General features: G+C 58.7%; 24 protein-coding genes. 9 read left to right on the forward strand and 15 right to left on the reverse strand.

What is annotated here, in order from left to right:
• Positions 1-83: 83 nt before the first annotated feature.
• The 3 genes from dtd to CFN46_RS10880 all read right to left on the reverse strand — a co-directional run bounded on the left by dtd (position 84) and on the right by CFN46_RS10880 (position 2734).
• Positions 84-533 carry a D-aminoacyl-tRNA deacylase gene (dtd, locus tag CFN46_RS10870; protein WP_024951478.1) on the reverse strand — a complete coding sequence of 150 codons (450 nt, stop codon included), beginning with the start codon at positions 531-533 and terminating at the stop codon, positions 84-86.
• A 178-nt stretch (positions 534-711) separates the two neighbouring features.
• Positions 712-1986: a TRAP transporter large permease gene (locus CFN46_RS10875; RefSeq protein ID WP_084487990.1), complete on the reverse strand. Its 1275-nt coding sequence runs from the start codon at positions 1984-1986 to the stop codon at positions 712-714.
• Positions 1987-2086: 100 nt separating this feature from the next.
• Positions 2087-2734 carry a TRAP transporter small permease gene (locus CFN46_RS10880; protein ID WP_024951480.1) on the reverse strand — a complete coding sequence of 216 codons (648 nt, stop codon included), beginning with the start codon at positions 2732-2734 and terminating at the stop codon, positions 2087-2089.
• Between the two features lie 456 nt (positions 2735-3190).
• Between CFN46_RS10880 and dctP the strand changes: the two genes are divergently transcribed.
• On the forward strand, positions 3191-4279 hold the full coding sequence (gene dctP, locus CFN46_RS10885; protein ID WP_024951481.1) for a TRAP transporter substrate-binding protein DctP: 1089 nt from the start codon (positions 3191-3193) through the stop codon (positions 4277-4279).
• Between the two features lie 154 nt (positions 4280-4433).
• On the opposite strand, the gene CFN46_RS10890 is transcribed toward dctP, so the two are convergent.
• Together CFN46_RS10890 and thiD are read right to left on the reverse strand one after the other, a co-directional pair.
• Positions 4434-5051, reverse strand: coding sequence for a chalcone isomerase family protein (locus tag CFN46_RS10890; RefSeq protein WP_051510775.1), 618 nt, complete (start codon positions 5049-5051; stop codon positions 4434-4436).
• 88 nt (positions 5052-5139) lie between these two features.
• Positions 5140-5940, reverse strand: coding sequence for a bifunctional hydroxymethylpyrimidine kinase/phosphomethylpyrimidine kinase (gene thiD / locus CFN46_RS10895; RefSeq protein ID WP_024951483.1), 801 nt, complete (start codon positions 5938-5940; stop codon positions 5140-5142).
• Positions 5941-6050: 110 nt separating this feature from the next.
• Here thiD and CFN46_RS10900 point away from each other — a divergent pair, with 110 nt between their 5' ends.
• Together CFN46_RS10900 and CFN46_RS10905 are read left to right on the forward strand one after the other, a co-directional pair.
• Complete coding sequence (locus tag CFN46_RS10900; RefSeq protein ID WP_024951484.1) at positions 6051-6500, forward strand: YqaA family protein; 450 nt, start codon at positions 6051-6053, stop codon at positions 6498-6500.
• 244 nt (positions 6501-6744) lie between these two features.
• Positions 6745-7965, forward strand: coding sequence for a patatin-like phospholipase family protein (locus CFN46_RS10905; RefSeq protein ID WP_024951485.1), 1221 nt, complete (start codon positions 6745-6747; stop codon positions 7963-7965).
• A gap of 59 nt (positions 7966-8024) precedes the next feature.
• On the opposite strand, the gene CFN46_RS10910 is transcribed toward CFN46_RS10905, so the two are convergent.
• On the reverse strand, positions 8025-8795 hold the full coding sequence (locus CFN46_RS10910) for a pseudouridine synthase (protein ID WP_024951486.1): 771 nt from the start codon (positions 8793-8795) through the stop codon (positions 8025-8027).
• Between the two features lie 3 nt (positions 8796-8798).
• Entirely contained in the window at positions 8799-10733 is a 1935-nt protein-coding gene (locus CFN46_RS10915) for an ABC-F family ATP-binding cassette domain-containing protein (protein WP_088743647.1), read from the reverse strand.
• Positions 10734-10799: 66 nt separating this feature from the next.
• Here CFN46_RS10915 and CFN46_RS10920 point away from each other — a divergent pair, with 66 nt between their 5' ends.
• Entirely contained in the window at positions 10800-11474 is a 675-nt protein-coding gene (locus CFN46_RS10920) for a TIGR02444 family protein (protein WP_024951488.1), read from the forward strand.
• Positions 11475-11574: 100 nt separating this feature from the next.
• A complete protein-coding gene (locus tag CFN46_RS10925) occupies positions 11575-12282 on the forward strand; it encodes an FKBP-type peptidyl-prolyl cis-trans isomerase (RefSeq protein ID WP_024951489.1) in 708 nt (235 codons plus the stop codon).
• A gap of 478 nt (positions 12283-12760) precedes the next feature.
• Here CFN46_RS10925 and CFN46_RS10930 read toward each other — a convergent pair whose 3' ends face one another.
• A complete protein-coding gene (locus CFN46_RS10930) occupies positions 12761-13420 on the reverse strand; it encodes an SCO family protein (RefSeq protein ID WP_088743553.1) in 660 nt (219 codons plus the stop codon).
• A 37-nt stretch (positions 13421-13457) separates the two neighbouring features.
• The gene (locus tag CFN46_RS10935; RefSeq protein WP_088743554.1) at positions 13458-14072 is read right to left on the reverse strand and encodes a hypothetical protein; all 615 of its coding nucleotides are present in this window, start codon (positions 14070-14072) and stop codon (positions 13458-13460) included.
• Positions 14073-14269: 197 nt separating this feature from the next.
• Between CFN46_RS10935 and CFN46_RS10940 the strand changes: the two genes are divergently transcribed.
• The gene (locus CFN46_RS10940) at positions 14270-15199 is read left to right on the forward strand and encodes an AEC family transporter (protein ID WP_024951492.1); all 930 of its coding nucleotides are present in this window, start codon (positions 14270-14272) and stop codon (positions 15197-15199) included.
• A gap of 218 nt (positions 15200-15417) precedes the next feature.
• Here the strand turns inward: CFN46_RS10940 and CFN46_RS10945 are convergent, their stop codons facing one another.
• From CFN46_RS10945 to thiS, 4 genes are all read right to left on the reverse strand, one after another.
• Complete coding sequence (locus CFN46_RS10945) at positions 15418-16344, reverse strand: putative RNA methyltransferase (RefSeq protein ID WP_088743555.1); 927 nt, start codon at positions 16342-16344, stop codon at positions 15418-15420.
• A gap of 111 nt (positions 16345-16455) precedes the next feature.
• Positions 16456-17256: a tRNA (guanosine(46)-N7)-methyltransferase TrmB gene (trmB, locus tag CFN46_RS10950; protein ID WP_088743556.1), complete on the reverse strand. Its 801-nt coding sequence runs from the start codon at positions 17254-17256 to the stop codon at positions 16456-16458.
• Between the two features lie 69 nt (positions 17257-17325).
• Positions 17326-18123 carry a thiazole synthase gene (locus CFN46_RS10955; RefSeq protein ID WP_088743648.1) on the reverse strand — a complete coding sequence of 266 codons (798 nt, stop codon included), beginning with the start codon at positions 18121-18123 and terminating at the stop codon, positions 17326-17328.
• Between the two features lie 105 nt (positions 18124-18228).
• Entirely contained in the window at positions 18229-18429 is a 201-nt protein-coding gene (gene thiS / locus CFN46_RS10960) for a sulfur carrier protein ThiS (protein WP_024951494.1), read from the reverse strand.
• Positions 18430-18544: 115 nt separating this feature from the next.
• On the opposite strand from thiS, the gene CFN46_RS10965 reads away from it, so the two are divergent.
• A complete protein-coding gene (locus tag CFN46_RS10965) occupies positions 18545-18964 on the forward strand; it encodes a DUF423 domain-containing protein (RefSeq protein WP_024951495.1) in 420 nt (139 codons plus the stop codon).
• A 40-nt stretch (positions 18965-19004) separates the two neighbouring features.
• Here CFN46_RS10965 and CFN46_RS10970 read toward each other — a convergent pair whose 3' ends face one another.
• On the reverse strand, positions 19005-19421 hold the full coding sequence (locus CFN46_RS10970) for a PaaI family thioesterase (protein ID WP_024951496.1): 417 nt from the start codon (positions 19419-19421) through the stop codon (positions 19005-19007).
• Positions 19422-19649: 228 nt separating this feature from the next.
• Complete coding sequence (locus CFN46_RS10975) at positions 19650-21818, reverse strand: malate synthase G (RefSeq protein WP_088743557.1); 2169 nt, start codon at positions 21816-21818, stop codon at positions 19650-19652.
• Positions 21819-22187: 369 nt separating this feature from the next.
• On the opposite strand from CFN46_RS10975, the gene CFN46_RS10980 reads away from it, so the two are divergent.
• Positions 22188-23147: an alpha/beta hydrolase gene (locus tag CFN46_RS10980; RefSeq protein WP_246116478.1), complete on the forward strand. Its 960-nt coding sequence runs from the start codon at positions 22188-22190 to the stop codon at positions 23145-23147.
• A complete protein-coding gene (locus tag CFN46_RS10985) occupies positions 23135-23665 on the forward strand; it encodes a hypothetical protein (protein ID WP_024951499.1) in 531 nt (176 codons plus the stop codon). Before CFN46_RS10980 ends, CFN46_RS10985 begins: the two co-directional genes overlap by 13 nt.
• The last annotated feature ends 51 nt before the right edge of the window (positions 23666-23716 follow it).

Genomic DNA, 23716 nt, shown 5'->3' on the forward strand with positions numbered 1-23716 from the left:
CCAATGCTTGCAGCCGCTTCTTCGGGAGCGGCTTTTTTGTGCCTCCACGCGGCACCGTTATCAGTGGCTTATCAATGGGAGTATCAGCTCTCAAGCATAAATGTCACTGGTCCATCATTGAGCAGCGAGACCTGCATATTGGCTCCGAAGCGCCCAGTTTCAATCCCAACGCCCAACTCTTCACCACACCGTCCCGCTCGTTCGACCAGATACGCGAAGAGGCGCTCGCCCTCGGCAGGCGGCGCAGCAGCAGAAAAGCTCGGCCGCATACCGCTGCCAGTATTCGCCGCCAACGTGAACTGGGAGACCAGCAACAAGCTACCACCTGCCTGCTGCACGTTGAGGTTCATCTTGTCTGCCTCATCGGCGAACACACGGTAATGCAGCAACTTGTGCAAGAGTTTGTCAGCACGCGCTTCATCATCGCCTTTCTCGATCCCCACCAGCACCAGCAGACCGCTCTCGATAGCGCCAACGCTCTCATTTTCTACCATCACCTCTGCCTGGGTGACGCGCTGGATCAACGCTCGCATACCATTTGCTCCTGGAGGTCGGGATGATCATCACTGGCTCATGGCCACGGACTGATGAATTGGTCGAGCATATCAGACAAAAACGCCCCGCAGGCTTCGGCCTGCGGGGCGTTTTTGTCATCTCACATTGAATCAAATCGTACCCTCATACGCACCTGTACTCATGTGCGCATGGACGTCAGTTGGCAAGACTCGGCAGGAACAGCGCAATCTGCGGGAACAGCATCAACAGCACTGTGGCCAATAGCAGCAGCGCGATGAAGGGAGGTGTGCCACGAATGACCTCCATATACGGTTTTCGGAAGACCGCCACCGCCGTAAAGATATCGCAGCCGAAGGGGGGCGTTGCCGAGCCGATCGCCGCCTGTAGAGTCACCAGCGTGCCGACGAGGACCGGATCAAGGCCAGCGGCATCGACTGCTGGCGCAAATACTGGCGCCAGAATCAGAATGACCACGATGGGATCAACGAACATGCAGCCCACGAAGTAGGCCACCGCGATCACCGCCAGCAACGCCAGGGCGTGTTCTGACAGGTAAGGAATGTACCCGCCGAGAATGGCATCCGGAATCTTGGCGAACGAGATCATCCATGAGAAGCCAGCGCCCGCCGCGACGAGGATGAAGACCACCGCCGTGATCAAGCCGGTCGAAAAGGCGACGCTGGGCAGGTCTTTCAGGGTCACGCCACGGTAGATCAGCATTTCCAGAATCAGCGCATAGATCACCGATACCGTCGCTGCCTCAGTGGGCGAGAACATCCCCGAATAGATGCCACCAATGATGATGACAGGGAAGCCGGCAGGCAAGCTGGCGCGCTTGAGCGCCTTGAACCGCGACGGCCAGTCAGCCTTGGGCTGTGGCTGGATGCCCAGCTTCCACGATTTCCACATGCAGTAGAGAGAGAACAGCACCAGGATCAACAGCCCCGGGCCGATACCGGCGATGAATAGATCACCGACCGACGTGCCGGTTGCGACGCCGTAGATGATCATGCCGATAGACGGCGGAATCAACAGCGCAATATCCGAGGCATTGATGATCAGCGCAATCGTGAACTTGTCGCTATAGCCTGCCTCCAACAGCCGTGGGCGTAATGGCCGCCCCATCGCTACCACCGTGGCCTGGGTAGAGCCGGACACAGCGCCAAACAGAGTACAGCCCAACGCCGTCGTTACCGGCAAGCCGCCACGCCAATGGCCAACAAAGCGTTCGACCACATCCAGTAGACGCTGTGCCGTCGAGCCCTTGAGCATGATGTCGGCCGCCAGGATGAACATCGGAACCGCTGTCAGCACTACTGGCTGCAGGCCGCCAATCATCTGCTGAATCACCAGTTCGGGCTTGAGGAAGGGAAAATCACTGAACAGCAAAAAGAAAGTACCAACACTCAGCGGCACCATCATGGGCACCCCAAGCAGCAACAGCCCTACCATCACGAGCAGGATCCACATGGGCAGCTCCATCCTTAGACCAGATACATGTTGTTTTTAAAAAATGCTAGTCAGCCAACAAGCCCCCAAAGGCCTCACAGACATGGCTGACGAAGATTCCTTACAAGGCACCGCTACCATCAGGCTCATCGTTCTCATCAATTTCTGATGTCTGCCAAGACAGCCATGATCCACTGGCAAGCAGGTTGCGCATGACCGCCATCAAGTATTGCAGTGCTCCCAGTGCCAGTCCGACAGGCACCACAGCATAGAGAATCGCCAACGACCAACGCAGCGAGGGTGTCACGCGCCCCGATTTCGCCAGACTCTGGAGATAGTCGACCGCCAGCCATGACAGATACGCCAGCAGCGCACAGGTAATGACCTGCCCCAGTATCAGCAATGTCTTGCGCAGCCAGGGCGGCGTAAAGTCCAGTAACGCCGTCACACGAATATGGCGACCAGCACGTGCACCGTAGCTAATCCCCAGAAAGGTCAGCCACAGCTGCAGAATTTGCATTAGCTCTTCAGTGAACGGCAGACTGTGATTGAACACATTACGCCCGATGACGTTGGCGATACTGGCCGAGGCCATACCGAGGACACACACCACGATCAGCCAGCGTTCGACGTGTGCCAGACCACGGTCACTGCGCTCAAACAGTCCCGCCATGCCACGCAGTGATGCTGGCAAATGTGCAAGCGGATCTGGCGGTGCACCACTGCCGTCTGCAGCAGAGTGAGAATCAGATGATGAAGACTGGTTCATGGAGCAGTTTCCTGTCGGCTTGGCTTCCGGTTGCTTGGGCTTTTCATCCATCGCTTGGTTTTTTTATCAATAGAAAAGCCATTGCGTGGCTAATTCCTCCAAGATAAAACCAATTACTAGCGTTATTCGTTGGATCATGGCGAGCAGTCACCATTGTTTCCGTTCTAGGCAAACATGTTCTAGCTTTATTAGTGATCATGACTCGTATGACACAAGGAACCTGATTGACATGTCAGCGTGCCACGCACGCTACATCTGCATGAATCAGTAAGCGGCAAGTATCAGACAATAATGCTGAAAAACCTCATGATTCATAATAATTTATAATCACATCATCCAATTTGGTAATTTTTTTATTATATTAAGGATGGCAATATTATCTAAACGATGCAAGCTGGACAGCGGGTGAGCGGCCAAGCCACCCGATGCTGATGGAAAACAGACAAGGAGAACAAGATGACCATGCAGTGGACCCCGTCACCCGAACAGACCCGCGAGACGACCCAACCACAGGTACCTGTTCGCCTTTCCGCGCTGATCAAGGGAATCGCACTAGCCTCCAGCCTTGGCGTATCAGCCTTCGCCTCTGCTGGCGTCCAGGCAGATACTTGGCGTTTCGCGCTGGAAGAGGTTTCCGGCAGCGTACAGGATGCCTATGCACAGGAATTCAAGCAGCGTATCGAGAAGGCATCCGAGGGTGATATCGACGTTGAGATCTACCCCTATGGCGCACTGGGCACCTCTTCCCAGCTCACCGAGCTTGTGCAGAGTGATGCTATCCAGCTGACTTTCGCCTCACCCGGCCACTTGGCCTCGGTGATTCCAGAAGCAGGCGTTTTCACGTTGCACTTCCTGTTTTCTGACGACAATGCCGTCAACGAAAAGGTACTGGGCAACTCCAAGGCCATCGACATGCTGTCAGAGGCCTACACCGAGCAGAATCTACAGTTGCTGGGCGTCATTCCGGAAGGCTGGATGGTGTGGACCGGTAATCGCGACATCGAGAAGCCGGCTGATATGGATGGCTTCAAGATTCGCACCATGACGTCACCCATTCTGGTTGAGACCTATCGCGGCTACGGTGCTAACCCGACGCCGCTGCCCTATTCCGAGGTTTACTCCGGCCTGCAGCTGGGACAGATCGACGGCCAGGTCAATCCGGTATTCGCTATCGAGGAAATGAGCTTCTACGAAGTTCAGGACTACATGATTCAGGCTAAGCAGGCGCAGTTCATCACCACTCTGGTGGCCTCCAGCGACTTCTACTCGGGCCTGGATGACGATCAACGCCAGGTTCTGGATAAGGTGACCAATGAGATGCGTCCCTACATCTTCGAGAAGCAGGAGCAGTACAATGCTGACCGCCTCGAAAAAATCAAGAAGGACAGCGATATCAAGATCATCACGCTAACTGACGAGCAACGCGATGCCTTCCGCCCAGAAGGCGAGAAAGGCTGGAAGGTCTTCCGCGAACAGGCGGGGGAGCGTGGCAGCAAGATACTCGATACCCTGCAGGCCGATATCAAGGCTGCTGAAGGCGAGTAAATCGCATCATCCGGAGTGGTCATATCCACTCTGGCCAAGATGAAAAAAACGCCCCTGCCGGTTATCCGGTAGGGGCGTTTTTTCGAGTCAATCAGACAGTAATCGTCGCCGTCATTCAGGCACTGCCTTGGAGCCTACCTCTCTGGCCGGCCCCTTATTGGCCCAGCAGCTGAGCGCGAAAATCGTCTTGCGCTGGCGTATCACCCAGCCAAATCGCGAACAGGCCATTGGCCAGTGCCAGCGAGTCACTACTGAAGATAACCGAGTCATTGAGCGTCAGTGTCAGCGCCCCTCTTCCTCCCCCTGCAGGCTGCCACTGCAGCGCGTAGCGATCACCCGGTACCACGCTACGATAGGCGGCATTGAACTCTTTCAGCGCCGACTCGACAGCCGCAAAATCACTCGCCGAAAGATTCTTGCGCACGCCCTTGGTTGTCGCCTTGACGAAATCTTCAGCATCAATGGCATGGAAATACTCCAACACCAAACGCCGCGAGATATCATTCAAGGGCGCTGGCCGTGGGCGTCTAGCATCCTGATAGTAAGCGCCGACATAGGCGTCCCACACCATGTAGGTGAAGAGCCCAGTACCGATCAGCATCATTGACTGGCCGCCAGGCGCGTCGATCTGATCAGCAAAGCTCACATCCTTGATCTCGGCAGCCAACACCTGCGGGCTCACGGCAGCCGCCATACAGGCCGCCAGACTGACCGCTAGCAGTCGAGGCTGAAACGCGCGAAGCAAAGGCAGACGGAACAGTGATGAAGTCATGGCTTTCACTCGTCAATGAAGCAACAGGATAGGAAACATCAACCTCATCACGCCGCTCCGAAAGGGGCCCGCGACAGAGAACCACTTATCACCACAGCGCATGAAAGTGATGCACAGGGCCGCGGCCTTTACCCACGCTGAGTTGATCCGATGCACGCAAGGCACCCAACAGCCATTCACGAGCCTCTTCCACGGCCTGTGGCAATGACCGCCCCTGAGCCAGACGTGCCGTAATGGCAGAGGACATTGAGCAACCAGTACCATGCAGGTTATCGGTCTCGATACGTGGCGCACACAGCCACTGCTCTCCCGCATCACTGACCAGCAAGTCATCACATGCCTGCCCCTCAAGCGCCCCGCCCTTGATCAGTACCGCCTTCGCACCTCTAGCGCGTAGCTCTCGCGCGACTGCCGGCATATCACTGCGGCCGATAAGTCGACGCTCGCCTAGCAGTACCGCGGCCTCATGCAGATTAGGCGTGATGATATCGGCTAGCGGCACCAGATACTTGGCCACGGCGCTGATGGCAGCATCATCAACCAATGCATCACCACTCTTGGCAACCAGTACCGGATCCAACACGATCCACGGTGGACGACGCTGGGCAAGCCGATCTGCCAGCATTTCCACGACTTGCGGGTCTGCGACCATGCCGATCTTGGCGGCACGAATATCAAGATCATCCAGTACGGCGTCTAGCTGCGCGGCAATGAACTCGCGCGATACGACCTCTACACTACGCACACCACAGGTATTCTGGGCGGTGAGCGCAGTGATCACACTGGCTCCATAAGCCCCCAGTGCGGAGAATGTCTTGAGATCCGCCTGAATGCCGGCTCCCCCCGAAGGGTCAGAACCCGCAATCGTCAGGACGCACGGAATAAGCATGCAAGAAACTCCCGAAAAATAGCATGAACATGCCACCAGCATACCCGAGCTGGACGGGGAAGAAAGCCACCATGACAGCCCTCACACCATGACTAGTGGAAGACTCACAGATGGATGAAGTCACATCGCTACTATCACTGGCATTGATTGCACTCGCCAGCGCCACGCTGTTACCCGGTGGATCGGAAGCGGCATTGGCCGGGCTCTGGTGCCAGGGGCAGACACCGTGGCTATTGTGGATCGCCGCGACGCTGGGCAATACGCTCGGCAGTCTGATCAACGTCGCCATGGGACGAGGGGCACGCCGCCTGCGTACTCGGCGCTGGTTCCCCGTATCACGCCGAGCATTGGCCCGCGGCACGCTCTGGTATCGTCGCTTCGGTGCCTGGAGCCTGCTACTGAGCTGGGCACCCGTGGTCGGCGACCCGCTGACCGTGCTGGCGGGAGTCTTCCGACTCGCATGGTGGAAGAGCGTGGTATTGATCGTGATCGCCAAGGGTGGGCGCTATGCCCTACTGCTGCTGGCCGCAGATCAATGGCTGAGCGGATGGTGTCGCTAGAGAGGTGCTGGCAGGCTTACCAACGCAAGCACCCATCGGCCAAGTGAACAAAACAGTGATTATGGGCACCGCTATACTGCACCGCGATTTCCGTGGGAGCGTGCTATGCTGACAGTCACATGCTGCAGCGCACAATAATGACGATATATCCCTATCGTTACCGCCAAGATGCTACGTAAAAGAGGCATCTGCGAAGGCGGTACCCTACCGGGAATAGCGGCGCTGCCGGAGAGGAGAAGGTTTCATGCGTGATACATCCTGCGACTTCTGTGCCGACGCGCTCAATATCCTGGTACTCCAGGGCGGCGGCGCCTTGGGCGCTTACCAGATTGGCGTATTTGAGGCACTCAGCGAAGCCGGTATCCAACCAGACTGGGTTGTCGGCACTTCTGTCGGTGCCATCAATGGTGCACTGATTGCCGGCAACCCGGATGGTGAGCGCCTGCAAGCGCTGGAAAAATTCTGGTATGGCATTGCCCAGCCCGCCACCAGCATGGGGGCAGCCTTCCACCCCTGGGAGCGCAGCATCGCACGTACCTCGGCGATGGTATTCGGCATTCCGGGCTTCTTCCGCCCGCGACCGCTATGGACAGTGCCGCTGTGGCAAAGCTTCTTCGGTGAGCCGCCCAGCCTTTACGACACCGAGCCGCTAGGCGACACACTCAATCGACTGGTGGATTTCGAGCGCCTCGACGCGCGTCATCCCGAGAATGTGCGCCTGTCCGTCGGCGCGGTGAACATCGGCAGTGGTGCACTGCGTTATTTCGACTCATCGCATGAAGCGCTGGACCATCGCCATATTCTCGCCAGTGGCGCACTCCCTCCCTCTTTCCCGCCAGTCTGGATCGATGGTGAGGCCTATTGGGATGGTGGCCTCTACTCCAACACGCCCGTCAGCTGGGTTCTGGCCGAGCACCCGCATGGCGAGACGGTCGTCAATTGCTATGTCATCGATCTGTGGAGTTCCGACGGCAAGGTGCCTGAAACACTTCAGGAAGCGCAGTTACGTGAGAAGGATATTCAGTATTCCAGCCGTGCGGGCGAGCACTTGAACCTGCTGGAAGAGAATCAGACGCTGCGCATGGGCATCGAGAATCTGGCGAATCATCTGCCAGAAAGCTTACGGAAAATGCCGGAGATTCAGGAAATTCTCTCCATGACCCAAAAGCCTTCCATCAATGTAGTGCGATTGCTGGCGGCGGCGCGACCTGGTGAAACCTCGCTCAAGGACATCGATTTCTCGCGCGCAACCATCGATGCGCGCAGAGGCAGTGGTTACGACGACATGCACGAAGTACTTAGTCGCTGCAGTCAGTTTGCGCCGCTACCACACAACATTGGCGTGATCGTGCGTAACTTCACCCGCGATGTCGACGGTGAGCTGATCAGCCTATCGACGCCAGAAGCCAGCCCGGTGCACGGTGAGAATGAGGGCGACCTCCCGACTCAAGCCGTCGGCAGCTAACGGCTAGCCCAGACTATCCACACCCTCTTTGCTTGCTACGGGGTGTGGATAACACAGTCTCAGCCCATGATGTGTGCGGCGCCTAGCCGGCAACATTCCTCTGCCGTCAGCTCTCGCCACTCACCTATCGCTAACCCCTCCAGACTCAATCCTGCCACTGACTCACGATGCAGCCACACCACGCGATTGCCCAGTGTGCGCCACAGACGTTTGACGTGATGATGGCGACCTTCGTGCAGCGTCAGGCGCACTTCATCCGCCGCTAGAAACACCAGCGTGGCGGGCAAGGTAGGCCGTGGATCATGTTCCAGCAATACGCCTTCCGCCACGCATGCGACGGCACTGGCTCGCTCAGCGACTGACAGCGGCGACTCCAATCCCATGCGATAGATCTTGGCGGGGCCTTCGAGTCCGGCATCACTGATGCGTGCCGACACATCACCATCGTTGGTCAGCAGCAGCGCACCGGTCGTGGCGCGGTCCAGTCGGCCGACGTGATGAATTTCCTGTAGCCAGCCATCGTCTTCACCGCGCATCTCAAGTGAGATCCGCAGTACATCGATGACGGTGGGATGCTCAGCATCATGGCAAGCAGTGACGATGCCAGCAGGCTTGTTGAGCAGGACATGGCGGGGGCGACGCGCGACCTGCAAGCAGGTGCCCGGTGGCGAGTCGGTGTGTGACAGCACGAGCGTATCGAAAGGCCCGACTTCATGCAGCGGGTCACGCACAGTGAGCCCGTTGACCTGTACCTGCCCCGCCGCCAATGCCTGCAAGGCAAGGCGGCGGTTCAGCTGTGGCTGGCGCGTCAGCCAGCGATCCAACCGCATCGGTCAGTCCGTCGCCTTGAGTTGGGTTTCCATCTCTTCCAATGCTTCCTGAGCCTCGAGCCACTCTGCTTCAGCAGTATCCAGACGGTTCTTTATCTCGCCCTGACTGGCCAACAGCCTGGTCAGCTCTGCCTTGCGATCTGCCTCATACAGCGTGGCATCGCCCAGTGCCTCCTCGATCTTGTCCAGCTCGCCCTGCGCCTTGCTCATCTGCTGTTCGGCCTTGTCACTGACCTTCTTGAGCGGACGCAGCTTCTCGCGCAGTTCGGCGGCCAGACGCCGTGCCTCCTTGCGGTCCGGCGTGCGCGTGCTGTCGACCCCTGCATCGGCATCCTTCTGAGCGCGCGCTTCACGGCGCTCACCTTCGGCACGTGCCTTGAGCCAGGCACGATAGTCATCGAGATCACCATCGAAGGGTGTCACGCGTCCATCAGCAATACACCAGAACTCATCGACGCAGGCACGCAGCAGGTGACGATCGTGCGAGACGAGAATCACGGTGCCCTCAAACGTTGCCAGTGCATCGGTAAGTGCCTCGCGCATGTCGAGATCAAGGTGGTTGGTCGGCTCATCCAGCAGCAACAGATTCGGTTTCTGCCACGCAATCAATGACAGCGCCAGACGCGCCTTCTCGCCACCGGAGAACGAACCCACCAAGGCGTACACTTCATCACCGTGGAAGCCGAAGCTGCCAAGGAAGGTACGCACTTCCAGCTCACCCGCGGCCGGCGACAGGCGCAGGATATGGTTGAAGGGCGTCGAGGACAGATCGAGCCCATCCACCTGATGCTGGGCAAAGTAGCCAATCGCGAGATGCTCACCTGCCGTGCGCTGACCTTCGACCAGATCGAGCTCACCCGTCAGCGCCTTGATCAGCGTCGACTTGCCGGCACCATTGGGGCCAAGCAATCCGATACGCTGGCCGGGCAACAACGAGAAACGCACGCCCGACAGCTGTGGCGTCTTGTCGGGATAGCCAATTACCGCACGGTCCAGCCCCAGCAGGGGATGCGAGATCTTGTCGGAACATGGAATGGTGAAGTGAAACGGCGAGTCGGCTTTTACCGCTGCCGTCTCTTCCATCCGTTCCAGCATCTTCATGCGACTCTGGGCCTGGCGAGCCTTGGTGGCCTTGGCCTTGAAGCGCCGCACGAAGTCTTCGATCTCGGCGCGACGTGCCATGGTCTTCTCGTGCTCGACCTGCTCACGCACCAGTCGCTCGGAACGCGTGCGCTCGAAGCGGCTGTAATTGCCCTTGTAGACCACCAGCTTGCGGCGATCGAAGTGAATGATGTGATCACATACCGCATCGAGAAAATCACGATCATGCGAAATCAACAGCAGCGCGCCGGGATAGCGGGCCAGCCACTGCTCAAGCCACAACAAGGCATCGAGATCCAGGTGGTTGGTCGGCTCATCCAGCAACAGTAAGTCAGATGGCGTGAACAGCGTACGTGCCAGATTGGCACGCATTCGCCAGCCCCCCGAGAAAGCCACCAACGGTTGCGTCAGCTGTGCCTGACTGAAGCCCAGTCCGACCAGCAGCTGCTCGGCACGTGCACGCGCCGTGTAGCCATCGAGAGTATCGAAATGGGCATGCAGCTCGGCCTGACGCTGGTGTGCCTCCGAGGCTTCGGCAGCCGCTAGCGCGCGCTCTGTCTCGCGCAGGGCATGGTCGCCATCGACGACGTAATCGACGATCGGGCGCTCCAGCGCCTCGATTTCCTGCGCCATGTGCGCCACGCGCACGCCGCCCGCCAGTGAAACGGTGCCACTGTCCGGGATCAACTCACCGAGGATCAGGCCAAACAGACTCGACTTTCCGGCACCGTTGGGACCCACGATACCGGCCTTGTGACCGGCATGCAGCGTCAGGTCCGCTTCGTCGATCAGCGGCGCTCCGCCGCGTTGCAGGGCGAGCTGGCGCAGTGCAATCATGACAACCTCGATCAGAAATCCGGGGGACGTCGGCTTCACTGGCATCCTCCCGCAGGAGAGAGCACCATGGCTGGCGTCTCCCGTCAGCGGGAATCCACCACCAGCGAAAAGGCCGACTTGATGGGCGCATATTCTACCGGATTGTGGGACTACGCGCTGTCTCTGTATGACCAGTCAATCGATGTGGCAATGCATGATGGCTCCCTCGGCCTGAAGGATGTCATGAGTGCGTGCCTGTCATTGCAGGAAGAGGCCGGATACGACGTGTGTGAGCTCCTCTGGATCCATTGGCTGGCGGCCAATGGTGTCATGCTGGCGACGTCGCCAACCCGTCTGCTCGAAAGCGTACGCGACTGGCAGAGCTGGATGACCGGCATGCTGCGCGAACGTCGCCAACAGCTCAAACAGGAGCTGATGAGCCACGAGCCCATGTCCGACGACAGTGCCTCGCGCAGATTGGAACGCCTTTATGAGCAGCTGAAGGCCTGTGAGCTGTCCGCCGAGCAGGAAACGCTCGCGCAGCTGGAGGCGCTGAGCCCTGCCAATGATATTGCCCACCTGAACACCCCATTTGCGCGGAGCCAGGACCCGCTACTGGCGTTTCAACAATCGGTTGCGCTACTCAAGGGCCATGCAGGATGGGGCGAGGATGACTCACGTGTGACGCGGACCCTGAACCTGCTGGCACTGACTCGCGTGCCTGCCGTCAAGGCAGATGCGGAACTTGTGCGCGGCTGTTAGAGTCGGAGTAACACTAGGGCACCAGGATAGCCACACTATCCTGGTACCCATCGTGATTTTCGGGCCCGTCTCAGGCCCTTCTCATCCTGAAGGAGTTTTCATGAAACAGCTGGTTAGTGCCGTCGCGCTCGGCGCCCTCCTGGTCACCCCGTTCAGCTTTGCCGCAGACAAGAGTCTCGCGGACGAGCAGGCACAGCTCAGCTATGGCATCGGTGCGACTCTGGGCAAGAGCCTTTCCCAGGACATCACCGATCTGGATCTGGACGCCTTCACTCAAGCCGTGCGTGATGTCTACGCCAAGGGCGACATGAAGATGAGCGACCAGGAAATTGCAGACTCGCTCTCCAAGTTCCAGCAGAAGAAGATGGAAGAACAGAAAAAGGTCGTCGAACAGGAAGCCACGGATAACAAGACCGCTGGTGACAAGTTCCTCGCTGAAAACGCCAAGGAAGACGGCGTGAAGACACTGGATTCCGGCCTGCAGTATAAGGTACTGAAGTCCGGTGAAGGCGAGAGCCCCGCCGCTGAAGATACCGTCAAGGTAAACTACGAAGGCAAGCTGCTGGATGGCACCGTCTTCGATAGCTCCTATCAGCGTGGCGAACCGGTTAGCTTCAAGGTCAACCAGGTCATCAAGGGCTGGCAGGAAGCACTGCAGGAAATGAGCGTCGGCGATACCTGGATGCTCTATATCCCGGCTGACCTTGCCTACGGCAAAGCCGGCACTGGCGGCCCGATCGGCCCGAACGAGACACTCTCCTTCAAGGTTGAGCTACTCGACGTGACCAAGGCTGACGCCAGCAAGTAAGACCGACTTGGTAGCACCACCTCATGTCGGTAACAGAAGAGCCGCCCCAAGGGGCGGCTCTTCTTGTTTGGCTGGCACCATCTCCACGAAGCAGAACATCGATACTTGCTAATATCCGATAAATACTTGCACGGAAGTGTGGCAAAAACTGCTCGACCACCCTGTGGATAAATCTGTGGGGAAGCTATTGACCACAGGTTGATAATTCAGGGCCAAGAACACCAATGCGGCAGTGATACTGTCTGGATGCAAAGTGAACACTGACTTCCATCCATGCAGTCAATTATCGCAACCCACTGTTTTAAATAGATATAATAAATTCACTATTTCAGCGACTGCGTTGCAGGTTTGGTACATCATGATTATCCACAAAATTTCCAACCACCACTTGCCAACTTGTGGATAATGTGTATTTACCATCGGATTCTGGTAGGCATCGCATGACTCCGGCGGAGACTGATAACACCTCGCAGGTCAGCTACTCGCGGGTCTCGTTCAATACACGTGTCAAGCCAGCCCGAATGCCTGCAGCACCCGGCGTAAAGGGAATACGGTCGTAGATTCGGCCCTCGTTAGATACGAGATAAAGCGCTGCACCGTGATCAATGGTGTAACCCAGTGCCGAATCCGGTGCTTCGACACGGCGATAGCTGACACCGTAGCGACGCGCGATCTCGGCCAATTCTTCATCACTACCGGTGACACCGATGAAGCGTGGCCCGAAATGCCCCGTGTACTCAGCAAGGCGCGCAGGAGTGTCGCGCTCAGGGTCCAGCGAGATCATCACTGGTACAACACGGGCAGTAGTGGCGGGAGGCAACTCCGCCATCACCTGACGCAAGGCAGCCAGCGTCATTGGGCAGACATCCGGACATTGGGTATAACCGAAGTAGAGCGCGACGACGGGAGCGGCACCTACGCTAGCCGCCTCGCCCATACTGACATCTGACAGACGGAATTCACCTTGCGCTGACATCAGATGAATGGGGCCACCGAGACTCGCCCACGCTTGCATGCCGGAGACAGGAGCAAGATCACGCTGCGCCTGCTGCCAGGCCACCCCGGCACCCACTAACGCCACCAACCCGATCGCTCCCAGCATCAGCCAAGTGTTGATCCGCTTTTTCTCTTCGCGCATGCCCTACTCCTGATTTTTACGCTCCGATACTTGAGCGTCAGCTTCCTGAGCGCCTGTCGCTATCATGTGCAGAGCGTGAGCGTCTCTCGTTACGAAATAGCTGATTCACCGAGCTCTCGAGCTGTTCTGCGGTAGACGCCTGCGGATGGCTGTCGAAGTCAAACCAGCTGCCGAGGCGCCCACGCTCAGTCGTGACAATGATCTGCGCTCGCCACGCCATGGTCGCACTACTGCAAAATCCCAACTGTCCTTCGCCAAGCCATTGCTGGCGCTCAGCACTTGGAGCATCAGTGGTCGTCAACATGCTGCGTTTGACGCCCATATCCATGTGACGCCCGATAAAATCGACCTCCACGCCCTCTGGTGTCACGCCTTCGGTCACGACATGAATACCCAGTGGCGTCAGCGGGCTGATATCGCCCTCAAGCGAGAGCGTCACGCGACCAAAGCGGCCAAGTTCAGCGCTGCAGGGAGCATGGCTCAGCTCACAGGACTGGTTAGGCGCAAACCAGGTGACCTTGCCGTTACTGCCGTCACGCACAAGGTAGTAGTCGATCAGGTAGTACAGCGAGACCACGATCGTGATCAGCGTTACCACAATCAGCAGATTGAGCAGCGGTGGGCGAGCATTATCATCTTCGGCGCGATACATGGCAGTTCCGGTGACAGTCCGGCGTACAGCCGGAAAGGAAAAGTAGATATTGCTCAGCCACATGTCGCAAAAACAACCGAGCATGAAACCCAATACGACACATGAATGAATGCGGCAATATGTGACTCATGGCAAGCTTATCAGGCTGGCCTTTGGCACCCAGTATGCCTTCCCACACAATCAGACAAGGAATCAGAATGGCAAGTGTACAGCAGGCGCTTGGCCCCCTCTTCCTCTTGATCGTCATCGGGGCGCTGCTGGGCTGGAAACGCTTCCCGGGCGAAGGCTTCTGGAATGAGATGGAGCGACTGATCTACTACGTCCTGTTCCCCGCCATGCTGCTTTCCACACTGGCACGCGCCGACATGGCGAGTGTACCCGTCATTCCGCTGGCTAGTGTGATGCTGGGCGCCATGCTGCTGTTCTCCGCAGCCCTGTGGCTATGCTGGCGGCATGCCCCTGACTGGCTGAGTCGACAGCTAGGCGATGCGGCCTCATTTACCTCGCTGTTTCAGGGCAGCATCCGCTTCAACAGCTACGTCGGTGTCGCCGGTGCTGCAGCATTGCACGGCACAACAGGCGCGACCGTCGCCGCCGTCGCGCTGGCTCTGATGGTGCCTGTCGCCAACCTGTTGTGCGTGATGGCCTTCATTGCCGCGGGAACCCTTGGAGAAGGCGGTTTTCTGCGCTCACTCAAGGCGCTGTCACGTAACCCACTCGTCCTCGCCTGTCTGGCAGGTACCGCACTGAATCTCAGTGGTGTGGGTCTGCCGGGCTGGAGCGGCGATACACTCGCGCTGTTGGGCAGAGCGGCTCTGCCGCTAGGACTGGTCGCCGTCGGCGTTGCGTTGCGTCCGCGCGTACTGCTCGCCAGTGGCAGCGTGGCTTGGCTTGCGAGCCTTCTCAAGCTATTGGCAATGCCTGCCCTGGTCGTGGTGCTGTGCCAGCTGGCTGGCCTGACGGGAGTCGCGCGTGATGTAGCGATTCTGTTTGCCGCGCTGCCGACGGCAACCTCGGCCTATATTCTCGCTCGTCAGATGGGCGGTAATGCCGAATTGATGGCAGCGCTGATCACGGCACAGACCCTGTTGGCCATGCTGACGCTGCCGTTCTGGCTGTCTATCTGATGTAAAACACGCATTCCCCGTAGAACAGACAAGAAAAAGGGCATCCCCATATGAGGATGCCCAAGACCGTGACTAGCTTGATGAGGAGAAACACCGTAGCGGGGGCCTGACTCCGCCACTACGGATGGGCTTGCGCCCTGCGATGTCTGCCCGGACACCGCCCATACAAGATAATCATTCTCATTTGCTTTTGCAAGGCAAACGCGAACAATTTCTATTTAAGTTTTGTCTTGTGCATCTTCCAGCCCAAAGACTCTCAGCTCGCCGTGCAGTTCGACATCCAACACGTCCAATGCCTCAGCACGTGCCAGCCCTTCTCGCTCGGCACGATATAGGTGCGGCGTCATGGTCAGCAGATCACGAATCTGGTCATTACCACTCAGTGACAGTCCTGCGTGCAGGTGCTGCACGTCGCCCTGTGGTGTGAAGCCGGCCGCTACTGCGGCACTCAAGCCGGCTTCGCCACGCGCGGGTTTCAGCTCACGGTAGAGAATCTTGCGCAGGGCCAGCAGGTGCCCGCTGCCCGCCTCCAGCAATACGACACGTCCCCCAGGCTTCAGTACACGGGCGAATTCCTGCCATACCGGGAATCCGAAGGCGCAGATCACGACATCCAGACACGCATCCGCCAGCGGCAAGGCAGCATTGGTCCCGACCAGCCAGGCCGCATCGCGTGACTGCCTGGCGGCGGCCAACACGGCATGCTTGGAGATATCCAATCCTGCCGCTTCCAGCGTCACGCCACGAGCATGTGCTCCGTGCGCCAATTGGCGTAGATAGAAGCCTTCGCCACACCCGGCATCCAACACGGCCAGTGGATCAGCACCGGATGACGCGATATCTGCCTCAACTTCCTCCAGCACACACTCTGCCAACGCCGTGGCCAGTGGCTGGTAGCCTCCCAGTGCGAACAGTCGCTGGCGTGCCGTCACCATTCCCTTGCTGTCACCAGGGTCGAGGCTACGCTTGCGCTGCACCGGCAGCAGATTGACATGCCCTTGGCGGGCGATATCGAAGCGATGTCCATCGACACAGCACCAGCTCTGGCCATCGCGCTTCAGTGGCTGAGCATCCAGCGGACAGATCAGGGCTGTCAGTGGTGTCATCGTGGGGCGATCAGCCGAATCGGCAACAAGCGACGTCATGGATAGCAACTCTCGGGACGAGAAAGGGGAGAAAAAGAAAGCGTGTAGTGTTAAACGCAAGCGGCCACCCGAAGGCGGCCGCCATGCACAGCATCAGAACCTGAGAACGGTTCAGTCCTGCTTGACGAAGATCAGGTCCCACACGCCATGACCGAGACGCTCACCGCGCTGCTCGAACTTGGTCAGCGGACGAAAGTCCGGACGCGGTACATAGGGTGCGCTTTCAGCAGGTGCGGTGTTGGCGAAGCCCGGAGCTTCGGCCATTTCTTCCGCCATCGCTTCCGCGTAGTTGGCCCAGTCAGTCGCCATATGAAAGTGACCGCTCGGCTTGAGCACACGACGCACTAGCTCGACGAAGGCCGGCTGCACGATGCGACGCTTGTGGTGCTTCTTCTTCGGCCACGGGTCCGGGAAGAATAGCTGGAAGGTGTCAGCACTGCCCGCAGGCACGCAGTCCGCCAGCACTTCCAGTGCATCGTGACGATAGACGCGCAGATTGGTCAGGCCCAGCTTGTCAGCTTCATCCAGTAACTTGCCGACGCCCGGCGCATGGACCTCGATACCGATGAAGTCCGTCTGCGGGTTAGCCTGAGCCTGTTCACACAGTGACTTGCCCATTCCGAAGCCGACTTCAATGACCAGCGGGCCACGACGGCCGAACAAGGCCTCGAGATCCAGCTCGCCCTGTTCATGACGCAAGCCAAGACGCGGGAAGATCTCGTCGAGACCACGTGTCTGGGCCTGTGTCATACGCCCGCCGCGAATCACGTAACTCTTGATGCCACGCTTGCGGGCCACGGCTTCATCGGCCACGGAAGACGTGTCTTGTGCATCAGACGCTTGCGCAGCTGTACCAGCAACGTCAGTAGAGGGGGACGTATCGTCCTGCGGCTTGGTGGTCTCGTCAGTCATGGTGTCGTCTTGGTCTTTGCATGAAACGATGCCGGAGCATCGGGTTCGAATTCAGGTGAGCGGCTAGGCTCAGCCAGTGATCAGGCCAGCTCCCGGCGATGATGCGCGAGCGGTGACGTGGGTCGGCATACGGCCTGCAAGGAAGGCGCCACGCCCTGAAATCACGGCCTGGCGCATGGCATCGGCCATCATCAATGGCTGGCGAGCATGAGCGATGGCGCTGTTCATCAGCACGCCATCACAGCCCAGCTCCATGGCAAAGGCGGCCTCGGATGCCGTTCCTAGCCCGGCATCCACCAGCACTGGCACATTGGCACGCTCGATGATCAATGACAGGGTATGCGGATTGAGGATGCCAAGGCCAGAGCCGATCAGCGAGCCCAGCGGCATGATGGCGCAGCAGCCGATCTCTTCGAGTTGACGAGCGACGATGGGGTCATCAGAGGTATACACCATCACGTCGAAGCCATCGGCGACCAGCTGTTCGGCAGCCTTGAGCGTCTCGACGACGTTGGGATACAGCGTGTCCTGGTCGCCCAACACTTCCAGCTTGACCAGATTGTGGCCATCGAGGAGTTCGCGGGCCAGCTTGCAGGTGCGTACCGCATCACGCGCGTTGTAGCAGCCGGCGGTGTTCGGCAGGAAGGTGTAACGGCTGGGAGATAGCACGTCGAGAAGATTCGGCTCATCGCTGCTCTGGCCCAGATTGGTACGCCGTACCGCAAAGGTGACGATTTCCGCACCAGACGTCTCGATGGCCGAGCGCGTCTCGGCCATGTCCTTGTACTTGCCGGTACCGACCAGCAGGCGCGAGGAAAACTCGCGACCAGCAATGGTCAGTGGAGCATCGCCCGGCACTTGGGTCATGGCCTGATTCAGGGTGGCGTCACGCGGTGTCTGGGCAGAACTGTCTGTCATGATGACCTCATCGGGCTGGACGTGAAAAAGATGTCAATCAGGTGGACAAGATGATCAGCCACCACCAATGGCATGCACGATTTCGATACGGTCACCGTCATGCAGACGAGTGCCGGCATGCTCGCTACGTGGCACGATATCGTCATTGCACTCGACTGCCAGTCGCCGCCCCTCAAGACCCAGGCTCTCGACCAGTGCTGCAATGGTGGTGGTATCCGCGACCACGTGATCTTCACCGTTGAGCTGTATCTGCATGCTATCGCTCCCGCGAAAAGAGGCCGCTATTGTAGCGGCTTTGCGTGGGTCGGCGTAAGCATTGGCGCATCGCGCTGACTTATCACCTCTGCCACTTGTTGAAGGAAATCCCGCTATGCACCGCAACGACTCACACTCTCGCCACTGGTGGCTAGCCATGGGCCTGGCCGGCATGTCTACCGTGGCCTTGGGAGCCTTTGCCAGTCATGGTCTGCGCGGCACGCTCAGCCCTGACATGCTGCGCGTTTTCGAGACCGGCGTACGCTACCAGATGTGGCATGTACTGGCGGCCGTCGGGGTACTGGCCTGGCACTCGGTGCAACCGCTGCGCGGCCAGATGCTGACGTTGAGCCTGTGGGCAGCCGGCATGTTGCTGTTCTCCGGCTCGCTGTATGCCTTGGCGACAACCTCATGCACTGCGCTAGGCATCATCACACCCATCGGCGGCCTATTACTGCTGGGTGGCTGGCTAAGCCTCGCCATTACCGGCTGGCGTCAGCACGGTGACGAAGAAAAAGACCACAACACGCTTTAGCAGCAGGCCCAGGCTTCCAGACTTCACTCGTCTACATCGCCTAGTCATCACGCTCGGGCAGCGTATAGGTCGCGGTCACGATGGCGACCGGTTCAGTATCGCCGTGGCTGAACAACTCGATCTCACCAACGGCCAAGCGACGGCCCAACTTACGAAGACGGGCAGTGGCCATCAGATCTCTATCTCCCCGCGCGCGGCGCAGAAAGTGAATATTGAGATCACTGGTCACTGCCATTGGCTCTGGCCCTATCTCACCCAGAATGGCGACATAGAGACACACGTCCGCCAGCGCCATCATCGCAGGGCCGGAGACGCTGCCGCCGGGACGCAGATGCTCGTCCTCGATCGCCAGCCCCATGGTGGCCCAGCCGTCGCCGACGGCCTCGATGGTGCCCATTCGCTGGGGGAAGACATCATCGAGGAAATCCTCGATGGCAGCAGCGTGCATGACGGGCATGGAGTGCTCCTCGACAGAATTACGATAGTCAGCATGATGGCGCTAACCCAAGCATGCCGGAGAATGATGCTGCCAAGGCTAGCGTCAAATGCGAAGTTCGGAAATATTCAGCGCGTAAAAAGCTCCCTCTGAGAGCCTTGTTTTACGCGTGAGACAACAACGGCGGCCCTGGGCCGCCGTTGTTGTCTTGACTCCTGATGAGCCACAGCCGTACAAGCTAGCGCCGCATCAGTGCGCTTGCTGCTTCTTCTCGAGGCGGCGGCGATGCAAGACTGGCTCGGTGTAACCGCTAGGCTGCACGCGTCCCTTGAAGACCAGCTCGCTGGCAGCCTGGAAGGCGACCGAGCCCTCAAGATCATCCGTCATCGGCTGATAGCTCGCATCGTCTGCGTTCTGGCGGTCTACCACGCCCGCCATACGTGCAAGAGTGTTCTGCACCAGCGCAGTATCAACGATGCCATGATGCAGCCAATTGGCAATGTGCTGGCTGGAAATACGCAGCGTGGCGCGATCTTCCATCAAGCCAACATCATGGATATCCGGCACCTTGGAGCAACCGGTCCCGTGGTCAATCCAGCGCACCACATAACCGAGAATTCCCTGAGCATTGTTGTCCAACTCGGCCTGAATCTCTTCGGCGCTCCACTGAGGATTGGTTTCCAGCGGAATCGTCAGCAGGTCATCAAGGCTGGCACGCGGGCGAGTGAGCAGATCATGCTGCACATCCTTCACCGACACCTGATGATAGTGCAGCGCATGCAGCACAGCCGCAGTCGGCGACGGTACCCACGCAGTGTTGGCACCGGCACGCGGATGGCCGATCTTCTGCTCCAACATCGCGGCCATCAGATCCGGCATCGCCCACATGCCCTTGCCGATCTGCGCACGTCCGCGCAGGCCACATTCCAGGCCGATATCCACGTTCCACTTCTCATAGGCCTGAATCCACGCCGAGCCTTTCATGTCGCCCTTGCGCAGCATCGGGCCGGCTTCCATCGAGGTGTGAATCTCGTCACCGGTACGGTCCAGGAAGCCAGTGTTGATGAAGGCCACCCGCGAACTGGCCGCTGCAATACAGCTCTTGAGGTTGACGGTAGTGCGGCGCTCCTCATCCATGATGCCCATCTTGATCGTCGCGTTCGGCAGTCCGAGCAGTGTCTCGACTCGTGAGAACAGTTCGTCGGCGAAAGCGACTTCCTCGGGGCCATGCATCTTGGGCTTGACGATATAGACAGAGCCAGTGCGCGAGTTACCGTGATTGCCTTTGCCCTGAAGGTCGTGGATGGCAATCAGGCTGGTGAAGATGGCATCCATCATGCCTTCCGGCGCTTCACTGCCGTCTTCGAGCAGAATGGCCGGATTGGTCATCAGGTGACCCACGTTGCGGATGAGCATCAGCGAGCGACCATGCAGCACGCGCGGCTTGCCATCGGCACCGATGAAGTCACGATCAGCGTTGAGGCGACGCGTCATCGAGCGACCGTTCTTCTCGATCGTCTCGGTCAGATCACCCTTCATCAGGCCGAGCCAGTTGCGGTAGACCACTACCTTGTCATCGGCATCCACTGCAGCGACCGAATCTTCGCAATCCATGATAGTGGAGAGCGCGGCTTCCATGATCAGGTCACTTACGCCAGCAGGATCAGTTTTGCCGATGGCATGTTCAGCATCAATGACCAGCTCTGCGTGCAGACCGTTATGGGCAAAGACGATGGCGCTCGGCGCGGATTCTTCGCCGCGATAACCCAGGAAGCGCTCCGGCGACTTGAGGCTGAGATCACGCCCGGCAACCCGCACCAGTAGATGGCCATCGCGGATCGCATAACCCTCACTGTCGTGATGACTACCGCCTGCCAGCGGTGCAATGGTATCCAGCACCTGACGCGCATAAGCCACGACCTTGGCACCGCGCACGGGATTGTAGGCACCACCGCGTTCAGCACCATCATCTTCACTGACCGCGTCAGTGCCATAGAGCGCATCATAGAGCGAGCCCCAGCGCGCATTGGCGGCATTCAGGGCGTAGCGGGCATTCATTACCGGCACCACCAACTGCGGACCCGCCTGCTGGCAGATTTCGCTGTCGACATTGCTCGTGGTCGCCTCAACGGTGCTCGGCTCTGGTAACAGATAGCCGATCTCTTCCAGGAAGGCTTTATAGACAGTGAGATCTACCTTGCCCGGATGTTCGCGATGCCAACGGTCAATCTCGCCTTGCAAGGTCTCGCGGATTTCCAGCAACTCGCGGTTGCGCGGTGCCAACTCATGCAACAGGGCATCAACACCCTTCCAGAAAACCGCGGGCGCGATACCAGTGCCCGGTAGCGCCTCCTGCTCAATGAAGTGATGTAGGCCGGCATCAATGCCCAAACGTTCAATGTGAATGCGATCGGTCATGCGTGTGCTCTCCCTGGAAACGAATAGCTGGAAACGTGACGTCAGTGGAATGGTTCACCCGTGAAATGATTCAGCGGTACAACAATTAGCGGCCGAGCGCTTACAGATCACCTCACCATACCTGATGCCATGCCTTGCGGAAGGTGGGGTTTGACCAATGAACAATAGGCTGAAGCCGGATTACCCCTCGATAGACGATTTATCGTCTCGGCTGTCGCTCGGCAACACGCAGGCCGTCATACATCAAGAAACACTGTTCTTTCTATAGCTCGCAGCCGCGCCAGCCGCTAGCATGGCAGCATTATGGAGATGACCATGCCCGATTTCAGTGAACTGCTCGACCACGGCCCTTTTATCCGCCTGCCTGACATGCTGCCGGGCCAGACGTCCAGTCCACTGGAGTGCTATCTGAGCCATTACGGCCTGGATGCCCTGCGCAGTGAAGACATCACGGTACATGCCGGACATCTGGACGCGGGTGGCTTTCGCCTGTGGGCCCAGCTGTGGACGCCATCTAAGCCGCGCGGCACCATCTTTGTGGTGCATGGCTATTTCGATCATCTCGCGCTCTATCGCCACCTGCTGGCGCATCTACTCCGCCAGGGATGGCAGGTCGCCCTGTGGGATCTACCGGGCCACGGGCTATCGTCCGGCGAACCGGCCTCGATTGACGACTTTGGCGATTACGTCGGCTGCCTGAAATTCTTCCAGCAATATCTGGAAACTCGCGAACTGGCACCACGCCCCTGGTTTGGCGTTGGTCAGAGTACCGGCGGTTCAGTGCTGGCCACCGATGCGCTGACGCGCGGCATGGACTCGCAATGGCGTGGCATCGCGCTGCTTGCCCCGCTGGTACGCCCACATGGCTGGCCTCAGTCACGCTGGCTGCACAGCATGGCGCGCCCCTTCATTGACTCCATCCCGCGCAAGTATCGTGCAAATACCAATGATGCGGCCTTCTATGAGTTTCTCAGTACCAATGATCCACTCCAGGCTGATCGGCTGGCAGTGAAATGGGTAACGGCAATGCGCGCGTGGATTCCACGCATACAGGCGCTCCCTCCCTGTCAGCTACCTACGCTCATCTTGCAAGGTGAACAGGATACGACTGTCGACTGGCAGTGGAACCTTGGAGTGCTGGCCAGCAAATTCCCCAATGCACGTATTCATCGTCACCCCGAGGCTCAGCATCATCTAGTCAATGAGGCAGAGCCCATCCGGACTGCACTGTTTGCCGAGCTGGATACCTTCCTCGATGCCCTTTCGCCGCGTGTCGTGCCTGCTCATGCAGGGGATGACGACGCAGGAGCTCCGGCATGCAACGCCTGATGCGCTGGGGCCGCCCGTTGGTCGTGGCGCTGTTGCTCGGGTTACTTGCCGGATGCATGGGTCTGGATAGAGTACCGCGCGCGGAGCGTGACCCGATCTACGGTCTTGGGCAGAGCGCTGCTCGCCTGATTGCCGAGCAGCACTGGTCACCGCCATTGGTGCAACAGGTTCTGCTGCTGGCACCACCCGAAGTGGATGCCACACTCGACACACAGCCCGGCGCGCTGAATGAAGCTCTGACGCGTGCCCTGCTCTCGCTGCAGGACGGCCCTCAAGTGCTTAACTGGAGCAAGGACCGCCCCGGCATCGCCAGCAATCAATGGCGTCTCGAAGCACAGCTCGAGGCCAATGGCGTCCCGCTGATGCTGTCAGACCGTACGCTACAGTCTTATCAACTGACGCTGACACTCGTGCGCAGTACCAGTGCCGAGCGCAACGAGACGCGTGAGTTGATGCTGAGCGGTGCCTTTGATCAAGCCGCGCTAGAGGCACTGGCACACACCCGAACAGCACCCTGATGCCGTAGTGCGCATGCCGATTCTCTGGCGCGCTGATATTTTGTCCATGTC

The sequence above is a fragment of the Cobetia sp. QF-1 genome, assembly GCF_002213105.1.
GTDB lineage: Bacteria > Pseudomonadota > Gammaproteobacteria > Pseudomonadales > Halomonadaceae > Cobetia > Cobetia crustatorum.